The sequence below is a fragment of the Streptomyces sp. NPDC054849 genome, from assembly GCF_053610945.1.
Map to the genome: position 1 here is coordinate 99543 of NZ_JBSGZI010000010.1, position 18013 is coordinate 117555.

Annotated in this window: 16 protein-coding genes and 1 tRNA gene; 13 read left to right on the forward strand and 4 right to left on the reverse strand. The window is 72.0% G+C overall.

The window, feature by feature from the left end; all coding sequences use genetic code 11:
- The first annotated feature begins 36 nt into the window (after nucleotides 1-36).
- Nucleotides 37-1446 (forward strand): peptidoglycan-binding protein, encoded by a 1410-nt coding sequence (locus ACWGIF_RS07460; protein ID WP_453492486.1) that lies wholly within the window; start codon nucleotides 37-39, stop codon nucleotides 1444-1446.
- Between the two features lie 208 nt (nucleotides 1447-1654).
- On the opposite strand, the gene ACWGIF_RS07465 is transcribed toward ACWGIF_RS07460, so the two are convergent.
- Nucleotides 1655-2392, reverse strand: coding sequence for a hypothetical protein (locus ACWGIF_RS07465; protein ID WP_453492425.1), 738 nt, complete (start codon nucleotides 2390-2392; stop codon nucleotides 1655-1657).
- 805 nt (nucleotides 2393-3197) lie between these two features.
- On the opposite strand from ACWGIF_RS07465, the gene ACWGIF_RS07470 reads away from it, so the two are divergent.
- The 4 genes from ACWGIF_RS07470 (at nucleotide 3198) to ACWGIF_RS07485 (ending at nucleotide 7448) form a co-directional block, all read left to right on the forward strand.
- Complete coding sequence (locus ACWGIF_RS07470) at nucleotides 3198-4787, forward strand: SPFH domain-containing protein (protein WP_453492428.1); 1590 nt, start codon at nucleotides 3198-3200, stop codon at nucleotides 4785-4787.
- Nucleotides 4788-4987: 200 nt separating this feature from the next.
- Entirely contained in the window at nucleotides 4988-5581 is a 594-nt protein-coding gene (locus tag ACWGIF_RS07475; RefSeq protein ID WP_453492489.1) for a lytic polysaccharide monooxygenase auxiliary activity family 9 protein, read from the forward strand.
- Nucleotides 5582-5607: 26 nt separating this feature from the next.
- Complete coding sequence (locus tag ACWGIF_RS07480; RefSeq protein WP_453492431.1) at nucleotides 5608-7278, forward strand: AMP-binding protein; 1671 nt, start codon at nucleotides 5608-5610, stop codon at nucleotides 7276-7278.
- Between the two features lie 96 nt (nucleotides 7279-7374).
- A tRNA-Lys gene (locus ACWGIF_RS07485) sits at nucleotides 7375-7448 on the forward strand.
- Nucleotides 7449-7537: 89 nt separating this feature from the next.
- Here the strand turns inward: ACWGIF_RS07485 and ACWGIF_RS07490 are convergent.
- Entirely contained in the window at nucleotides 7538-8296 is a 759-nt protein-coding gene (locus ACWGIF_RS07490) for an IclR family transcriptional regulator (protein ID WP_030388591.1), read from the reverse strand.
- Nucleotides 8297-8525: 229 nt separating this feature from the next.
- Between ACWGIF_RS07490 and ACWGIF_RS07495 the strand changes: the two genes are divergently transcribed.
- The 4 genes from ACWGIF_RS07495 to ACWGIF_RS07510 all read left to right on the forward strand — a co-directional run bounded on the left by ACWGIF_RS07495 (nucleotide 8526) and on the right by ACWGIF_RS07510 (nucleotide 12757).
- Nucleotides 8526-9638, forward strand: coding sequence for an LLM class flavin-dependent oxidoreductase (locus ACWGIF_RS07495; protein ID WP_453492435.1), 1113 nt, complete (start codon nucleotides 8526-8528; stop codon nucleotides 9636-9638).
- 254 nt (nucleotides 9639-9892) lie between these two features.
- Nucleotides 9893-11587: a glycosyl hydrolase family 18 protein gene (locus ACWGIF_RS07500; protein ID WP_453492438.1), complete on the forward strand. Its 1695-nt coding sequence runs from the start codon at nucleotides 9893-9895 to the stop codon at nucleotides 11585-11587.
- Nucleotides 11588-11760: 173 nt separating this feature from the next.
- Nucleotides 11761-12609 (forward strand): helix-turn-helix domain-containing protein, encoded by an 849-nt coding sequence (locus ACWGIF_RS07505; RefSeq protein WP_453492441.1) that lies wholly within the window; start codon nucleotides 11761-11763, stop codon nucleotides 12607-12609.
- Nucleotides 12569-12757 (forward strand): DUF397 domain-containing protein, encoded by a 189-nt coding sequence (locus ACWGIF_RS07510; protein ID WP_453492443.1) that lies wholly within the window; start codon nucleotides 12569-12571, stop codon nucleotides 12755-12757. The genes ACWGIF_RS07505 and ACWGIF_RS07510 overlap by 41 nt, the downstream gene beginning before the upstream one ends.
- Before the next feature lie 60 nt (nucleotides 12758-12817).
- On the opposite strand, the gene ACWGIF_RS07515 is transcribed toward ACWGIF_RS07510, so the two are convergent.
- On the reverse strand, nucleotides 12818-13804 hold the full coding sequence (locus ACWGIF_RS07515; RefSeq protein WP_453492446.1) for a helix-turn-helix transcriptional regulator: 987 nt from the start codon (nucleotides 13802-13804) through the stop codon (nucleotides 12818-12820).
- Between the two features lie 264 nt (nucleotides 13805-14068).
- Between ACWGIF_RS07515 and ACWGIF_RS07520 the strand changes: the two genes are divergently transcribed.
- From ACWGIF_RS07520 to ACWGIF_RS07535, 4 genes are all read left to right on the forward strand, one after another.
- A complete protein-coding gene (locus ACWGIF_RS07520) occupies nucleotides 14069-14260 on the forward strand; it encodes a hypothetical protein (RefSeq protein ID WP_453492448.1) in 192 nt (63 codons plus the stop codon).
- A 62-nt stretch (nucleotides 14261-14322) separates the two neighbouring features.
- Entirely contained in the window at nucleotides 14323-14541 is a 219-nt protein-coding gene (locus ACWGIF_RS07525) for a hypothetical protein (RefSeq protein ID WP_453492451.1), read from the forward strand.
- Nucleotides 14542-14613: 72 nt separating this feature from the next.
- A complete protein-coding gene (locus ACWGIF_RS07530) occupies nucleotides 14614-15819 on the forward strand; it encodes an aggregation-promoting factor C-terminal-like domain-containing protein (RefSeq protein ID WP_453492454.1) in 1206 nt (401 codons plus the stop codon).
- A gap of 98 nt (nucleotides 15820-15917) precedes the next feature.
- Nucleotides 15918-17228, forward strand: coding sequence for a tachylectin-related carbohydrate-binding protein (locus ACWGIF_RS07535; RefSeq protein WP_453492456.1), 1311 nt, complete (start codon nucleotides 15918-15920; stop codon nucleotides 17226-17228).
- Nucleotides 17229-17317: 89 nt separating this feature from the next.
- On the opposite strand, the gene ACWGIF_RS07540 is transcribed toward ACWGIF_RS07535, so the two are convergent.
- On the reverse strand, nucleotides 17318-17875 hold the full coding sequence (locus tag ACWGIF_RS07540; RefSeq protein WP_453492459.1) for an ALF repeat-containing protein: 558 nt from the start codon (nucleotides 17873-17875) through the stop codon (nucleotides 17318-17320).
- Nucleotides 17876-18013 lie beyond the last annotated feature (138 nt).

Here is an 18013-nt window from a genome sequence, read left to right on the forward strand (position 1 = left end):
ACCCGCATGACGATGCAGCCTCCGACGCATGTGCAGATGCCGATGCCCGCTTTCGAGGAATACGAGCCCGCGGGCGACTGCGTATGCCGCGGATGCGCCCAGCGACGCCGTACCCTCGCCCGCGCGCGGGCCATACCGCTTCGGGACGGCGGGCACCCCGCCGCGCGCGGGGCCCGCCGGGCGCTGGTCCTGGCGACCGCCGCGGGCGTGGTTTTGGGCGGCGGCGCCGGAGCCGCGGTGGCCGTGGCCACCCCGGCCCCCGGTCCGATGGCGCTGGACGACCCCGGCTCCCCGCAGGGCGGCCGGACCCCCCTGCACGGTCCGACGGGCGGCCCGGTCGGCCAGCCCGGCGCCCCCGCCCACCCGGGCGCCGTGAAGCGGATCGACCGGACGACGATCATCAACCGGGCGAAGCTGTGGCTGGACGCGAAGGTCCCGTACAGCATGTCCACGTACTTCACGGACGGCTACAGGCAGGACTGCTCGGGCTACGTCTCCATGGCCTGGAACCTCGGCTCGAACGAGTGGACCGGCAGCCTCGACGCCTTCGCCACCAAGATCACCAAGGATGAGCTGCTGCCGGGGGACATGCTGCTCTTCCACAACCCGGCGGACCCCACCAACGGCTCGCACGTGGTCATCTTCGGCGGCTGGGCCGACGAGACGCGGACGCACTACATCGCCTACGAGCAGACGCGCCCCAACACGCGAAAGCTCGCCACGCCGTACGGGTACTGGGCGAACGCGCCGAAATACGTCCCTTACCGGTTCAACGGGGTGACGGGCGGGCTCGCCGTTCCGGTCGTTCCGCAGGTCCCGGTCGTCCCGGGTGTCCCGGTCGCCCCCGCTGTACCGGGTGCCGAGCCGCCGGCGGCGGGTCCGAAGCCGGGGGACGCGACGGTCTTCCCCGGCGCGGACAAGTTCGCCCCCCGCGCCACGAACGACCACGTGGCCCAGCTGGGACGGATGCTGATCGAGCGCGGCGCGTACCGCTTCTACCCGAAGGGGGTGGCCGACCGGACGTGGAGCGATCACGACAGGCTCGCCACCCAGGCCTTCCAGCGCGCACAGGGCTGGTCGGGCGCCGACGCCGACGGCATCCCCGGCGCGCACACCTGGCGCCTGCTGGTCGGGAAGCAGGGCAACGACATCCCGCCGACGGTGGGCGTGGCGCCGGCACCGGCGCCGGCGCCGGGGCCGGGTGGCGTACGGGCCTACCCGGGTGCCGCGGTGTTCCGCCCGGGCCAGTCGCACGAGGCCATCAGGGCCCTCGGTCGTCAGCTGGTGAAGAAGGGCTTCGGCAAGTACTACACATCCGGTCCCGGCCTTCGCTGGAGCGAGGCCGACCGCCGCAACGTCGAGGCCTTCCAGCGCGCGCAGGGCTGGCGCGGCGCTTCGGCCAACGGCTACCCGGGCCCGGAAACCTGGCGCCGGCTGTTCGCATGACGGAGGTAATGATGTTCCCCACGCGCACCACCTCGACGACGGGCACCCTTCGCGTACCGCCGCTGACCGCACGAGCGGCGACCCCGTCGACGGCCCCCACGCCGGCGTCCCGCCCGGGTGCCTGGACGGCGGCGCCCGCGCCCGCCTCCCGCCCGGCCTCCCGGACGCCGGACGCCGCACCCGTGTCCGTGTCCGTGTCCCGCCCGGGTCAGTGGCAGCCGGCGCCCCGCACGCCGGACTCCACACCCGGTGCGGCGGAGCCGGCGCCTCGGACGCCGGACGCCGCACCCGCATCCGCGTCCCGCCCCGGTGCCTGGACGGCGGCCACGGCGTCCCGCCCGGATCCCCGCACGGATCCCCGCACGGATCCCCGCACGGATCCCCGCACGGATCCCCGCCCGGCGCAGCCCGCGTCCGTGTCGGGCCCGGACTCCCGGACGCCGGGGGCCGCACCCGTGTCCGGGTCCCGCCCGGGTATGGGGGAGCCGGCGCCCCGGACGGCGAACGCCGCATCCGCATCTGCGGCACGCTCCGGTGCCTGGACGGCGGCGCCCGCGTCCGGCCCGGACCTCCGCCCGGCGGAGCCCGCACCGGCGTCCGGCCCGGGTGTCCGGGCGGCATCGGCCGCGCCCCCCGCCCGCCCGGCGCGGGCCGCGGAAACGGCGGCTGCGGCCGTCGCCCCCGCCTCGTTCGACCGGGGAGCAGTGGCGCCCGTGGCCCGCCCGGCCGTCGCCACACCGCGCGAGGCGGCCGGATCGAGCACCCCGCCGGCCGCTCCCGCGGCGGGGGCCCAGACCTCGTTCGGCTGGGCCGCCGCAGCTTCTCCCTGGGCCCCGGCGCCCGCCCGCCCGGCGCAGACGCCGCCGCGGCCGGCAGTACCCCAGCCCGCCGCCTCGGATGTCCGACCGGCGCGGGCTCCGTCCTGGTCGGCCGAGCCACCGGCCACCGTGCCGGCCGCCCACCCGGCGCAGCCGTCGTCCTATGCGGCGGCCCCGGACCCTGCCGCGCCGACCGTCCACCCGGTGCGGGCCTCCTCGTGGACGCCCGTGCCCGAGCCCGTGCCGGCCGTCCAACGGGCGCAGGCTCCGCCCCACTCGGCGGTCCAGGACGCGGAGTCCGCCGCGCCGGCCGCTCACCGGGCGCAGGTTTCGTCCTGCTCCGGGGTGCAAGAGCCGGAGCCCGTCCCCTCGGCCGTTCGCCCGGCGCAGACGTCGCTGCGGCCGACGGTGCCCGAGACGCCGTCCCCCTCTGCGGTCTCGTGGTCGGAGCACGCGCAGCAGCCCATTCGTCAGACGCAGGCCTCGCCCCGGAGGGCGACGGCGGCGCAGGTGGCCGCGGTCGCGGCGCCGACGGTCCTCCCGACGCAGGAACCGGAACCGTCCGCCTCGGCCACGCGCCAGGTGCAGACGCCGCCCCCGTCGGCGGTCTCGTGGTCGGAGCACGGGCAACAGCCCGTCCCGACGGTCCGTCCGACGCGGGAACCGGAGTCCGCCGCGCCGGCCGCTCGCCGAACGGAGACCACGTCCCCGTCCGGGCCGCCCGAGGCCTCGGCGCCGGCCGTTCGTCCGGGGCAGGTGCCCGAGCCCGCCGCGTCGGCCGTTCGTCCGGCGTCGGCGCCATCGGCGGCATCCGCTCCGTCCGAGCCCGCTGACCCGGCCGTCCGTCCTGCACAGGCTTCGGTCCGGGCGGCGGCGCCGGAGGCCGGGGTTGCCGCTACGGCCGTGCGCTCGCCGCAGGCTCAGCCCCGGGCGATGGTGCCGGAGCCCGCGGCTGAGCCCCGGCCGCCGCAGGCCGAGGTGCCTGCGGCACGCTCCGAGTACGAGGCCGATCCGGTCTACGCCTCGGCCGGGCCCGGCACGCACGGCACGCACGGCACGCACGGCACGCACGGCACGCACGGTACGCACGGCACGCACGACGCGGGTGGCCACGGTGCCGGCTCGCAGGGCACCGCGGGCCTCGACATGCCGCACCCGCAGCACGAGGAGGCCCACCCGGGAGTGGCCACCCTGCGCCTGCGGAGCGGCGCCCCCGAGGCCGCCGCGGGGCAGCCGCCGAACCCCGCCCCGGAGCGGGAGCGGGAGCCGGAGCCGGACCTGCAGCCGGAGGCCGTCCTCGAAGCCGAACCCGAGCCGCAGCCCGAGCCCCAGCCCGAGTCCCAGACCGAGCCCGGGTCCGGACCCGCCACCGCAGGCTCCGCCGTGCCCGGTCCCGGTGTTGCCGAGATCGTCGCCCAGGCCGTGGCCCGCGGCCTGGACAAGCCGGCGGCGGGCGCCACGGATGACGTCCCCCGCTTCGCCCGGCAACGCGGCGCCGCCGTGACCGAAGTGCCGGTGCACCTGCCCTTCCGCGGGGAGCCGCACCGCAGGTCCAGCCCCACCGCCGAGCCCGCCGCAGGCGCCCGGCGTGCCGCCCCCCGGCCCGCCCCCGGCCGCCGTGTCCCCCGCGGCGACGACCGGCTCCGGGAGCACCGCGGCCCGGTCCTGCCCGGCTGGGTCGGTGTGGCCGTCGGCGGGATCGCCCTCGCCGGGTGCACGGCCGTGCTCTGGCGGGCCGGGGCCGTCCCCGCCCCCTTCCTGGCCGCGTTCGGCGCGGCCCCCCGCGCCTACCAGGGCCTGCGTGCCACCCACTGGCCGCCTCTCGCCTTCCTCGGCATCGTCGCCCTCGTCGCGCTCGGCGGACTCGGACGGGTCCGTTCCGGCCACGCCTGGGTGCTCACCCTCTTCGGCCGCTACCGCGGCACGGTCCGCCGTTCCGGCCTGACCTGGGTCAGCCCCCTGCTCCTGCGCCGCCGGGTCGACGTACGCCTGCGCCACTGGCGTAGCGACCCGATGCCCGCCGTGGACTCCGGCGGCCTCGCCCTCCAGGTCGTCGTTCAGGTCGTCTGGCAGGTCAAGGACACGGCCCGGGCCACCCTCGCCGTCGCGGACCACACGGAGTACCTCGCCCAGCAGGTCGAATCGGCCATGGCCCGTGTGCTGTCCCAGCTGCCCGCGGACGCCTTCCACGAGGACGCTCCGACCCTGCGCGACTCAGAGGCCGTCGGCGACGCGCTGACCCGGATGCTCGCGGCCGAAACCGAGGCCGTCGGGATCGAGGTGTTCTCGGCCCAGCCGACCCGGATCGAGTACGCCGCCGAGGTCGCCGACGCCATGCGCCGCCGCCGGGTCGCGGCGATCGACGCCAAGCACCGGGACGCCGTGCTCAGCTCGGTCGTGGACGCGGTGGACGACACCGTCCACCGGCTGACCTCGCGCGGACTGGTCGAGCTCGACGACTACGAGCGCAAGGCCCTGGTGAAGGACCTCACGGTGGCCTTCTACACCGGGCGCCCCGAATGACGCCCCGCGCAACGCGCTGACCACACCAGAAGACAACGGGAACGGGTGGCCGGAACACACCGGACCACCCGTTCTCTCATTGGTATGGACATGTTCAACACTCGTCAATAGTCTGGGACTTGGTCTAGACCTAATCCCCACACGCGCGCGCTCTCGCCGAACTCCCCCCACGTTCAAGGAGCATCATGCGTCACGTCCGCATGCCCGGACGGGCCGGCGTCGCCGCGCTCGGCCTCGGCCTCGTCGCCGGAATCACCCTCCTCGGCGCCCCCAGCGCCAGCAGTCACGGCTACACCGACACCCCCATCAGCCGCCAGAAGCTCTGCGCCAACAAGACCGTCTCCGACTGCGGCGCGATCCAGTGGGAGCCGCAGAGCGTCGAGGGCTTCAAGGGGTTCCCCGCCGCCGGCCCCGCCGACGGCAAGATATGTTCCGGCGGCCTCCCGCAGTTCGCCGAACTCGACAACCCCCGCGGCGGCGCCTGGCCCACCACCAAGGTGACCAGCGGCCAGAGCTACGGCTTCCGGTGGCAGTTCACCGCCAACCACTCCACCACCGACTTCAAGTACTACGTCACCCGGAACGGCTGGACCGGCACCAAGGCCCTCACCCGCGCCGACCTCGACCCCCAGCCCTTCCTCACCGTCGCCTACAACGGCGCCCGCCCCGCCATGACCACCGTCCACCAGGGGGCCATGCCGAGCGGCAAGACGGGCCGGCACATGATCCTGGCGGTCTGGACCGTCAACGACACCCCGATGGCCTTCTACGCCTGCTCCGACGTTCAATTCTGACGGAACGTCAGTTACCCTCCGGCGGCATGCGGACGACGACTGCACCCGAAACCGTCGCGGAGCTCATAGCGCGCCAATGGGGCGACCACCGGCCCGGACTGCTGCACGCGGACGGCGTGCTCACCCACCACCGGACCGCCCAGGCGGCCGCCGCGCGCGCCGCGCTCCTCGTCGACCTCATGCCCCCGGGGGCCGAGCCGCACCTCGGGGTCCTGCTCGACAACACCCCCGAGTTCCCGTTCTGGCTCGGCGCGGCGGCCCTCGCCGGGGCCGCCGTCGCCGGGATCAACCCCACCCGGCGCGGCCCCGAGCTGGCCCGCGACATCCTGCACACCGACTGCCGCCTCCTGATCACCGAGCGCGCCCACCTGCCGCTGCTGCGCGGCCTGGACCTGCCCGGCGTACGCATCCTGATCACCGGCACCGAGGAGTACGCGGCCCTGCTCGCCCCCTACGCGGCCGCCGAGCCCGGCGAAGCCGCCCTGCGACCACCCGCCCCCGACTCCCGCCTCCTCCTCTACTTCACCTCCGGCTCCACCGGCGCCCCCAAGGCCGCCCTCTGCACGCAGGGCCGGCTCGCGGGGGCGGGCTCCGCCCTGGCCCGCCGGTTCTCCGTCACCCCGGACGACGTTCACTACATCTGCATGCCGCTCTTCCACGGCAACGCCGTCATCGCCGACTGGCTCCCCGCGCTCGCCGGCGGGGCCGGGGTGGCGCTGCGTCGGCGCTTCTCGGCGTCCGCGTTCCTGGACGACGTCCGGAGGTACGGGGCCACCTACTTCACCTACGTCGGCCGGGCGGTCCAGTACCTCCTGGCCACCGAGCCCCGCCCCGACGACCGCGCGCACAGCCTGCGGCTCGGCTTCGGCACCGAGGCCGGGGCGGTCGACGCGGCGCGCTTCGCCGAGCGGTTCGGGGTCCGGCTGGTGGAGGGCTACGGCGCCACCGAGGGCGGCGCCTCCGTCCAGCGCACCCCGGACACCCCGCCGGGCGCGCTGGGCCGGGCGGGCGCGGGGGACGACCTGGCGGTCGTCGACCCGCGGACGGGCCGGGAGTGCCCGGCCGCGCTGTTCGCCCCGGAGGGCCGCCTGCTGAACGGCTCGGCCGCGATCGGTGAGCTGGTCAACCGGGGCCGCAGCCTGTTCGAGGGGTACTGGCGCAACCCCGACGCGGAGGCCGACCGCACCCGGGGAGGCTGGTACTGGACGGGAGACCTCTTCTTCCGCGACGCGCAGGGCTTCCTCTACTTCGCGGGCCGCACCGACGACCGGCTCCGGGTCGACAGCGAGAACCTCGCCGCGGCGGTGATCGAGAACATCCTGGCCCGCTGGACGGACGCGGCGGCGGTCGCCGTCTACGGCGTCCCGGACGAGGTGTCGGGGGACCAGGTCATGGCCGCGGTCTGCCTCCGGGACGGTGCGGTGTTCTCTCCGGACGCCTTCGGCACCTTCCTGTCCCTCCAGCCGGACCTGGGCACGAAGATGGCCCCGCGCTACGTCCGCATCCTGCCGGCGATGCCGGTCACGGCGACGAACAAGATCCACCGGGTGGCCCTGCGCCGCGAGGGCTTCCGCTGTCCGGACCCGGTCTGGCACCGCACCCCGGCCGGGAGCTACGCGCCCCTGGACGCCGAGACCCTGTCCGCCCTGCTCACGGTGTACGCGTCCCACGCCCGCACGGATCTCCTGGACCGTTGACGCGTGAGGCGGGAGGCGGGAGGCGGCTCCGGGCGGGGCCCGGGATATTGGTTTTGAGCACTCCTGGGGACCAGGTAGTATTTTCTCTGTCAGCAGGCGCCGCTAGCTCAGTTGGTTAGAGCAGCTGACTCTTAATCAGCGGGTCCGGGGTTCGAGTCCCTGGCGGCGCACCTGTCCTTCGGGCGGTTTCCGGTTCACCGGGAACCGCCCGAAGTGTTTTCCGGGCGTCCGTCCGCCCCAGCAGGCGACCCCTGCGCTGCTAGAGCGTGAGCGACAGCAGCAGCGGTGCGGCCTTGCGGTTCAGGGTGTCCGCCGCCGCCCGCAGCCGGTGCGCGTGCTCGACCGGCATCGACAGGGCAAGGCAGCCCACCGAGGCCCCGGCCGTGATCGGAACCGCCGCGCAGACCGTGCCCACGGCGTACTCCTGCAGGTCCAGCACCGGCACGGTGGCCGGCTGGGCGTCCAGCTTCGAGAAGAGGATCCGCTCGTTCACGATCGTCTTCGAGGTGAGCCGGGCGATCTTGTGCCGGGAAAGGTGGTCGCGCCGCCCGTTCAGGTCGAGCTGCGTCAGCAGGCACTTGCCGACCGCGCTGGCGTGCGCGGCGGAGCGGAAGTCGACCCACTCGTGCACCTTCGGCGTGCGAGGACTGTCCGCGAACTGTGTGATCCTGACCTCGCCGTCCACGTACCGGCTGATGTAGACCGCCGCGCCGACCGAGTCGCGCAGCCGGTCCAGCGTCTCCTGGAGCTTGTCCGTCAGGGCTTGCTGCCGGTCGATGCCGGAGCCGAGCAGGACGAGGGAATCCCCTATGGCGTAGGCACCGTCGGACACCTGCAGGACATATCCCTCCCGGCGCAGCATGAGCAGCATCGGGGCGAGATGGACTGCGGGCAGGCCGGTCTCACGCGCGATCTGCACGTCGGTCACACCACCGGTGTGACGTGCGATCGTTTCGAGTACGCGTAGTGCGTACTGCACCGAGTGGAACGGCGCGGTCGGCTCGGGCTTCAGCGCCACGGTTTCCCCCTAGCAGGTTGTTACCGCTTGCCCTACCACGATAGCCATCAAGAGGCCCATGTGGAGCGCCTGTTGAGGAGATTGATGGCTCAATCAGGTCTCTCTGCCTGGATCTACTCCACTGGCATATGCCATGGTCAAGCGCACAGCCCCACTGTGCCGGGAATGCCCGGCGGCCGGCGACGGTTCGAGTTCTTCGTACGGATGACACGGTGAGACGGGAGCGACGATGAGTGACACCGGTGGCGCACTTCGCCAGGAGGGCGGGAGCGGGATCCGGGGCGCCGCGCAGGGCCGGGCGGCCGTACCGCTCTCCGTCCTGGACCTGGTCACCGTGGGCGCCGGCAGCACCGCCCACGACTCCCTGCGCACCAGTGTGGCGATAGCCCGGCTCGCCGAATCCCGCGGCTACCACCGCCACTGGGTCGCCGAGCACCACTCCATGCCCGGCGTCGCCAGCTCCTCGCCGGCCGTGATCCTGGCCCACCTCGCCGCGCACACCTCCCGCATCCGGCTCGGATCGGGCGGGGTCATGCTGCCCAACCACGCCCCGCTCGCCGTGGCCGAGCAGTTCGGCACCCTGGAGGCGCTCGCCCCGGGGCGCATCGACCTCGGGCTCGGCCGTGCCCCGGGCACCGACGGCCGCACGGCCGCCGCGCTGCGCGGGCCCGGGCGCCTGGACGAGGCCGCGGACGAGTTCCCCCGGCGACTCGCGGAGCTCACCCGGTTCCTCGACGACGACTTCCCGCAGGGGCACCCGTACGCCCGCGTGCACGCCGTACCGGGCCCAGTGCAGGGTCCCGCCGGACGGCCGCCGCTGTGGCTGCTCGGCTCCTCCGGCTTCAGTGCCCGGCTCGCCGGTGAGCTGGGCCTGCCCTTCGCCTACGCCCACCACTTCTCGGCCGCCGGCACCCTGCCCGCACTCGACCTCTACCGGCAGAGCTTCCGGCCCTCGGCCGTCCTGGACGCGCCGTACGCCGTCATCGGGGTCTCGGCGCTCGCCGCCGGGACCGCCGAGGAGGCCCGCGCCCAGGTGCTCACCGGCGCGCTGTCGATGCTGCGGCTGCGCAGCGGGCGGCCCGGGCTGATTCCGACGCCGGAGGAGGCGGCGGCCTACCCCTTCACCCCGCTGGAGCGGGAGTTCGTGGACGGCTGGCTCTCGAACGTCGTCCACGGCACCCCCGACGAGGTCCGCGCCGGGCTCGACGACCTCGCCGGGCGGACGGGCGCGGACGAGCTGATGCTCACGGCCAACGCCCACAGCGGAGCGGCCCGGTTGCGCTCGTACGGGCTCGTCGCAGATGCGTACGGCATGCCCGTGGAGGCGCCCGCGGCCGATTGACCGCGTGCGAACGGGGTTTGGCTGGTTTGTTGCCGAAACCTTGCGAGGGGGTGCCTGAAGGCAGCCTTAAACCGCTCGTCACCCGGGGTGGCGAGCGGTTTCTGATGTGCGCTCAGGTCTCTGACGAGCAGATTTGTGCCGGGAGTGGTCTAGTCCTTCTTTGGTCCGAACCATTGACGACGGGCTGCAGTGATCGCTATCTCTTCTCTCACCTGAACTTCTTGCTCTCTCCTCCCACCCCCACGGAGCAGTTCATGCACATCCGTAAACCCCTCATCGCTGCCGCCGCCACGGCCGCGCTGGCAGCCGGAGCGCTTGCCTCCTTCGCGGGACTCGGCACCGCCCAGGCCGCGGACGCCGGCGCCACCGCCGCGGCCGGCGGCGTCCGCATCGCCTACTACGACCAGTGGAGCGTGTACGGGAACGCCTTCTACCCCAAGCACCTCGACACCCGCGGGATAGCGGGCAAGCTGGACGTCATCAACTACTCGTTCGGCAACATCCACCCCACCGACCTCACCTGTTTCGAGGCGAACAAGGCGGCAGGCGACGACAACAACCCCAACGCCGGTGACGGCGCGGGCGACTCGTACGCCGACTACCAGAAGTCCTTCAGTGCGGCCGACAGCGTGGATGGCGTGGCCGACAAGTGGGACCAGCCGATCGTGGGCGTCTTCAACCAGTTCAAGGAACTGAAGGCGAAATACCCCCACCTGAAAATCAACATCTCGCTGGGCGGCTGGACGTACTCCAAGTACTTCCACGACGCGGCCAAGACCGACGCCGCCCGCAAGAAGTTCGTCGCCTCCTGCATCAAGCAGTACATCAAGGGCGACCTCCCGGTGGAGGGCGGCTTCGGCGGTCCCGGCACCGCGGCCGGCATCTTCGACGGCATCGACATCGACTGGGAGTACCCCGGCTCCGCAGGCGGCCACCTGGGCAACCACTACGGCCCCGAGGACAAGCAGAACTTCACCCTGCTGCTCCAGGAGTTCCGCAAGCAGCTCGACGCCGAGGGCGCGGCCAACGGCGGCAAGAAGTACATGCTGACCGCGGCCCTGCCGGCCGGCCAGGACAAGATCAAGTACATCGAGACCGACAAGATCGGTCAGTACTTGGACTACGCCAACATCATGACGTACGACATGCACGGAGCCTGGGACGGCGACGGGCCGACGTACCACCAGTCCCCGCTCCACCCCTCGGCGGCCGACCCGACCGACCCGATCGCGCCGGGCACCGAGAAGTACAGCATCGACAACGCCATCGACTCCTGGATCGACGGCAACCCGGCCTACGGCATCACCGGCGGCTTCCCCGCCGATAAGCTGACCCTGGGCTACGAGTTCTACTACCGCGGCTGGAAGGGTGTCCCGGCGGGCACCACCAACGGCCTCGCCCAGACCGCCACGGGCGGCTCCGCCGCCCGACCGCTCAGCCAGCAGGCGGGCATCGCGCACTACAAGGAGCTCGGCGGGATCGTCGACAACGCGTCGACGACCTTCTGGGACGACCAGTCGAAGTCCTCGTACTTCTACAAGGACGGCGAGTTCTTCACCGGCCTGAACCAGAAGTCCATCCAGGCCCGGGTCGACTACGGCAAGCAGCGCGGCCTGGCCGGCGCGATGATGTACTCCCTGCTCGGCTTGGACAACAACGCCACGCTGCTGAACCAGATCTCGGACGCCCTCGGCGGCACCACCGTCCCGCCGACCACTCCGCCCACCACGCCTCCGACGACCCCGCCCACGACCCCGCCGACCACGCCGCCGACGACCCCGCCCACGGGCTGCGGATCGCTCCCGGCGTATGTGGCGGGCACGGTCTACACCGGCGGCAGCGAGGTCTCCCACAACGGCCGCAAGTACAAGGCCCAGTGGTGGACGCAGAACGAGACGCCGGGCACCACCGGTGAATGGGGTGTCTGGAAGGACCTCGGCGCCTGCTGATCTCCCCCCACCCCGCGCCGAGCGACGCCTCCGCCCTGTCCCCTCTCCGGGGGCGGGGCGGAGGTGTGTGACATGGTTGCCGAATTCCGGACATCTCGGCGTGGCGATGTCGTTACGCTCGGCCACACGCCGAATCCGGCTCCGACCCGCGTTTGCATGGGGGTGACCATCCCATGGTCCAGGCCCGCGACCTTGATCCCAGCGCCTCACCGCTGGACTACTACGGCTATGAGCTGCGCCGCCTGAGAGAGGCGGCGGGGCTGAAGCAGGCCCAGTTGGGCGACATCGTGTTCTGTACGGGGTCCCTGATCGGCCAGGTCGAGACGACACGGAGGGTCCCGACCCGGGACTTCTCGGAGCGGGTGGACGCGGCGCTGGGGACGGATGGACATTTCTCCCGCTTGGTGGGCCTGGTCCTGCGGAGCCAGTTGCCGACGTGGTTTCAGGCCTACGCGGAGATGGAGGCGCGGGCGGCGTTCATCTCCACGTTTCAGTGCCAGTTGGTGCACGGGCTCCTCCAGACGGAGGCCTACGCGCGCGCGGTGCTCGGAGTCGAGAACCCCGGCAAGCTCGATGCTGCAGTGGCAGCCCGGATGGACCGGCAGCGCATACTCGCCCGCGAGAATCCACCTGTGCTGTGGCTGGTGCTGGACGAGGCGGCACTCCACCGGGAGATCGGAGGCAGCGAAGTCATGCGAAATCAACTCGCTCACTTGTTGAGCCTGCAGGACCGCCAGTGGCTAGAAGTCCAGGTGCTGCCCTTCAAGGCTGGCCAGCATGCCGGGATGATGGGCTCGTTCACCCTGCTGCGGTTCGATGACAACCCGGACGTCCAGTACAGCGAGAGCTACGACTCTGGTCATATGACGGCCAACCCGCAAGTGATCAAAGAGCGTTCGGTCGGCTACGCTCGCCTGCAAGCTGAGGCCCTCTCCCCTCGGGCGTCGACGGAGATGATCGCTCGCGTAATGGAGGAACGCTATGGCAAGCATCCAGAACCCAACGGACGTGCGGTGGCGTAAGTCGTCCTACAGCGGCTCCAACGGCGGCGAGTGCGTCGAGGTGGCCGCGCAGCCCTGCCTCGTGGCCGTCCGGGACTCGAAGAATCCTGACGGGCCCGTTTTCACCGTGGCCGCGGAGGCGTTCGGCGCGTTCGTCCGGAGCCTCTGACCGTACGCACGCCGAGCGGCAGTACTCTCGCGAGGGCTGCCGCTTCGGCGTACCGGGACCTCAGAGCCAGCCCTGCTGTGCCGCTTTGAGGCCGGCTTCGAAGCGGCTCGTCGCATGGAGGCGTTCCATCAGGGCGGACATCTGGCGCCTGACGGTACGCAGCGACACCCCGAGGCGTTTGCCGGCCGCCTCGTCGGTCATCCCGGAGGCCAGGAGCTTCAACAGTTCGAGCTCGGTCGCCGTGGGGCGGGTGTCGCTGGGGCGGGGGCGGTCGGCTCCGAGCGGCACCGCGGCGTCCCACGTCTGCTCGAACAGGGTGGCCAGCGAGGCCACGATCCCAGGCGCGCTCGTGCACAGCGCACCCAGGCGGGAATTCCCCGGGTCGATGGGGACGACCGCCACGGTGCGGTCGAATATCAGGAGGCGCGGCGGAAGGAGCGGGCTGGTCCGTACCTGGCCGCCCTGCTCGGTCAGCCACCTGGCGTAGGCCAGCGTCGTCGGATCGTTGCGGGCGCTGTCCTGGTACACCGAGCGCATCTCGATGCCCCGGGCCAGCGCACGCCGGTCCAGCGGCCGGGAGGACTCCAGGCTCGCCTCGGACAGCGCGCCGCCCGGCAGGATCGCCAGGCATTCCCGGGTCAGTCCATGGGCGAGCTGCTCCAGGCGGCTTTGGATGGCGTCCATCCCCACGAGCCGTTCCGCGCCGTCGACCTCGGTGTTCGGGCTGAGTTCGGCGAATTCGGAGACCACCTGCGCCGCGGCCGCCTTGCTGCGGGCCAGCTCCTGCTGCTGCCGGGCCAGTTCCTCCTCCTGGCGGCGCAGCAGCAGCTCCAGGCCCAGTTCGGGTCTCACCGCTCGCAGCGCGCCCGGGCTGTCCCGTGACGGTCTGAGCAGGTCGAGGTCGACGAGCCGGTCCAGGCCCTCGCGGACCTGCGCCTGGGTGAGGCCGAGGCGGGCGCTCAGCTCGGCGATCCCTCCCGAAGGGTCCGCCAGCATGCCCCGGTACACGGCTTCCACCTCAGCTCCGAGCCCCAGTGTTTGCAGCATGTCCCAGCCCCCCAGCTGTAGTTGGGCGGCCCGGCGAGCGCCGCCTCCGTGATCGTAGGCGAAGTCTGGCACCAAGGTGCCAGGCCTGTTGGTGCCAGCCGGAACCTCTTCATCACAGGGCCCGAGGGCAGCAACATGGTGATCACCGGGACGGCGGGGACGAGAGTCCCCGACTCAGGCCAGAGCCGCAAGGACGATCCGGGACAGCGCGCAGCACACCGCACCGAACGCATCGCCACCGAGCCTGTGACCTTGGGGGAAACCATGTCCCGCACCGCCCGCACCGCCCGCTTCGCCGCTGTCGCCGCCGCCTTCGCCGCCCTCTGCGCCGGCGCGGTCACCACCGGCTCGATGGCCGTCTCCACCGATGGCCACCACATCAGCGCCTCCGCCGAGGGCAGCATCAACGGGGACACGGCGCCCGGGTCCGCCGAGGACAGCATCAACTGGGACTAGCCGGCATGCGTGTCATCCGGGCCTCCCTCTCAGGGCCTTGTCATGGCCCTGACTCAAGCGGCGTGCTCGCCCTCGTCTCCGATCTGATCTGGGCCCACACCCCCGCCGCGCACGGACTCGAACACCTGCGGGCCAAAGCCGCCGACGACGGGGTGGACGTCTACCTCTTCCTGCGCGCCGCCTCGGAAGCCGCAGCGCTTCGCCAGGCCCGCGCCATCCTCGACGGCGCCCGCGCCCCCCTGCGGGCGCACGGCTACAGCACCACCGGGCCGCACCACTGACGGCGGCGCGACGACACCGGATCCGGCCGACGCCTCTCGGGCCCACCCGTGAACGTTCCCAAGGAGAACGCAGTGACCACCACCCTCCGTCAGGCTGCCCGTAGTAGCGCGGTCGCCGCCCTCTCCACCGTGATCGGTGCCGGACTCCTCACCGCCGCCTCCGTCGCCACGGCCCCGGCCGCACAGGCGGCGACGAGCTGCAGCGGGACCGCCTCGATCTACGGCATCCTTCCCGACGGCCGTCTCACCTTCAGCACCATCACCCCGGCCACCGGGGAGTTGAAGAAGGTGCGCATCGGGGCGGACCTGGGGTTCGAGCCCAAGGCGATGGCCACCCTCAACTTCAACACGGTGCTGGTGACGTCGACGACCGGCGCGCTCTACCGCCTCGACGTTCTCACCAACAACGAGTCCCTCGTCCTGGAACGCCCGCCCGTCAAGATCTTCGACAGCGGCTGGACCCACGACAAGCTCACCTATGACGGTCACGGGCACCTCTACGGCACGGCGGGCGGCGTCCTGCTCCAGTACCTGGTCTCGCAGCCCAAGCCGACCGGCTCGGCGCACATCGGTCAGCGCAGGGAGATCGGCAGCGGCTTCGTCCTGAAGACCCTGACGGCCGCCGGCGACGACCGGCTGCTCGCCACCACGTCGGCCGGCGCGCTCTACTCCTACAAGATCGGCAGCGACGGCACCTGGGCCCGCGACGACCTCAAAACCTCCGGCTGGTCCGGCTTCGACCAGGTCGTGTCGCCCGGCGGGGGCCTCTACTACGGCCGGATCGAAACCACCGGCGCCATGTACTGGTACAAGGACGCCGACCCGGCCGACGGCACCGGCACCGACATCGCCTACCACAACGACACCCCCGTCAACACCGGCGGCTGGACGCAGAATCTCCTCTCCGCCCAGCCGGCGACCTTCACCTGCACCACCACCGCCGACCCGCTCGACGGCAGGGACATACCCGCCGTGAAGGCGGCCGGCCGCGATCTGATGAACAAGCACGACGGCGGTGCCTGGAGCAACTCCACCCAGTGGAACTGCCTGGAGCAGCTCTGGGACAAGGAGAGCGGCTGGCGCTACTGGGCCGACAACCCGAGCTCCTCGGCCTACGGCATCCCCCAGGCCCTGCCCGGTTCCAAGATGGACGCCTTCGGCGATGACTGGCGCACCAATCCCGTCACCCAGATCAGGTGGGGCCTGTCCTACATCGACGGCCGGTACAACACGCCCTGCGGCGCCTGGAACCACTTCCTGAACAACAACTGGTACTGAGACGCCCCCGAGCCACGCTCGCCGCCCTCAGGCCTTCCCCCCTCACCTCCCCGGCCCGACGCGCGTACGTCAGGGCTGCCCACGATCCGGAGACACCCATGTTCTCGTCGTCCCGCAAGCGCCGCTTCGCCGCCACCCTGGCCGTCTCTGCCACCACTCTCGGCATGGTCACCCTCAGTTCGGCGCCGGCCCAGGCCGCCGCGATCTGCGGCGGCAACGTGTCGATCTACGGAACCCTCCCCGACGGACGCCTCACCTACACCGCGATAGCCCCCAACACCGGCGACCGCGTCAAGACCCTGATCGGTGCGAACCTCGGCTTCACGCCCAAGGCGATGGCCACCCTCAACTTCAACACCGTCCTCGTGACGTCGACGGCCGGCGAGCTGTACCGCGTCGACATTCAGACCAACGACAACGCCCTGGCCCTGGCCGGAGTGACCAAGATCTGGGACAGCGGCTGGACCTTCGACAAGCTGACCTACGACGGTGCCGGTCACCTCTACGGCACGGTCGCCGGCGAGCTCCACCGCTACAACGTCTCCCAGGCCAAGCCCAGCGGGCCCGCCCACATCGCCAAGCACGCGGTGATCGACACGGGCTTCGTCCTCAAGACGCTCGCGGCCGCCGGCGACGACGTCCTCGTCGCCAGCACCGCCGACGGCCGGCTGCTCTCGTACCAGATCAACGGTGTCGGGGACTGGGAGAGCTCGGAGCTCAAGAGCGACGGCTGGTCGGCGGTCGACAGCCTGGTCTCGCCCGGCGGCGGGCTCTACTACGGCCGGACGAACGGCGGGATGTACTGGTACCACGACGCCGACCCCACCGACGGCAAGGGCAGCGACATCGCCTACCACCCCGCAGACCCGGTCGACGCGAGCGGCTGGACCCAGACCCTGCTCTCCGCCTTCGCCAACGACTGCACCTACCAGCCGCCGGCGCCCCCCACCCCCACCCCCTCCACCAAGGGCGGGCAGATCGCGCGCAGCGAAATCATGAGCCGCGCCGTGAACTGGCTGAACCGCGACATCCCCTACAGCCAGAGCGCGTACGCCTCCGACCCCGACGGCGACCACACCTACCGCACCGACTGCTCCGGCTTCATCTCCATGGCCTGGCACGCCGCCAGCAGCTACACGACCTACAGCCTGCCGAGCGTCAGCACCACGATCTCCAAGTCCGACCTCCAGCCCGGCGACGCGCTGAACACCTCGAGCGGGCACGTGGTGCTCTTCGAGAAGTGGGTCGACAAGGGTGCCGGGAAGTTCTCGTACATCCACGAGTCCAACCCCAACGACGACATGATGCGCGGTCAGGACTACCTCAACGGCGGTACCGACGGACGCATCGCCGGCCATGCCGCCTCGGGTTACGTCGCCCTGCGCTACGACCAGGTCGTCAACGGATAGCCGAAACGGGGCCGGACGGCCCAGAGAGTGAAGGCCGGACCGCCCCTCGGGCCGTCCGGCCTTCACTCTGTGCAGGGCTTAGCAGGCGGTCACACCTGGTACTGGCCGACGGTGATGAAGTACCGCAGCTCCTCCGGCGTGCCGTCCATCGCCTTCTGCGCCGCCGCGTACAGGGCGTCGCTGATGCCGGGACGGGCCAGGATCCGGGCGACGGCGACTCGGTCGTCATGGGCCTGGGCGAGCCGCAGGCCGGTGGTCAGGAAGGCGACGCGGTCGGCCGGGGTGCCGTCGAGGGCCTTGTTCGCCGCACGGATCACGCTGCGGCCACTGGCCGGGTCGGCCAGGAGCTTGACGATGGTGAAACGGTTGTCCTCGTCCCGGGCGATCGCGAGCCCGGTGGTCAGGAAGGCGACGCGGTCGGCCGGGGTGCCGTCGAGAGCCTGGTTGGCCTCGCGGATGACCGCCTTGCCGCTGGCCGGGTCGGCCAGGATCCTGGCGATGGCGACGCGGTTCTCCGTGTCCGAACCCTCGACCGTGCTCACTGACGCCGTGACCGGCGCGGCGGCCGCGAGGGACGGGGTGGCGAGCAGCAGGGCCGGAGCCAGGGCGCCTGCGGTCAGAACGAGAGCAGCTCGGGTCAGTTTCATGCTTTCTGTTTCCCCCTTGATCGAATCACTGTCCGGTCGTGACAGCGAGAAGATCTTTTCAAGGGGTCTGACGGCCGACAACTGCCCATGAGGCCAGGTTCGGTGGGAGCGGCCGCCTGCGCCGGGACGTGTCAGTCC

Coding starts and splice junctions, on each gene's coding strand:
- ACWGIF_RS07515 (WP_453492446.1), bottom strand. CDS start 13,804: ATGCTGCAAACACTGGGGCTCGGAGCTGAGGTGGAAGCCGTGTACCGG.
- ACWGIF_RS07520 (WP_453492448.1), top strand. CDS start 14,069: ATGTCCCGCACCGCCCGCACCGCCCGCTTCGCCGCTGTCGCCGCCGCC.
- ACWGIF_RS07505 (WP_453492441.1), top strand. CDS start 11,761: ATGGTCCAGGCCCGCGACCTTGATCCCAGCGCCTCACCGCTGGACTAC.
- ACWGIF_RS07460 (WP_453492486.1), top strand. CDS start 37: ATGCCGATGCCCGCTTTCGAGGAATACGAGCCCGCGGGCGACTGCGTA.
- ACWGIF_RS07495 (WP_453492435.1), top strand. CDS start 8,526: ATGAGTGACACCGGTGGCGCACTTCGCCAGGAGGGCGGGAGCGGGATC.
- ACWGIF_RS07475 (WP_453492489.1), top strand. CDS start 4,988: ATGCCCGGACGGGCCGGCGTCGCCGCGCTCGGCCTCGGCCTCGTCGCC.
- ACWGIF_RS07500 (WP_453492438.1), top strand. CDS start 9,893: ATGCACATCCGTAAACCCCTCATCGCTGCCGCCGCCACGGCCGCGCTG.
- ACWGIF_RS07480 (WP_453492431.1), top strand. CDS start 5,608: ATGCGGACGACGACTGCACCCGAAACCGTCGCGGAGCTCATAGCGCGC.
- ACWGIF_RS07470 (WP_453492428.1), top strand. CDS start 3,198: ATGGTGCCGGAGCCCGCGGCTGAGCCCCGGCCGCCGCAGGCCGAGGTG.
- ACWGIF_RS07540 (WP_453492459.1), bottom strand. CDS start 17,875: ATGAAACTGACCCGAGCTGCTCTCGTTCTGACCGCAGGCGCCCTGGCT.
- ACWGIF_RS07535 (WP_453492456.1), top strand. CDS start 15,918: ATGTTCTCGTCGTCCCGCAAGCGCCGCTTCGCCGCCACCCTGGCCGTC.
- ACWGIF_RS07510 (WP_453492443.1), top strand. CDS start 12,569: ATGGCAAGCATCCAGAACCCAACGGACGTGCGGTGGCGTAAGTCGTCC.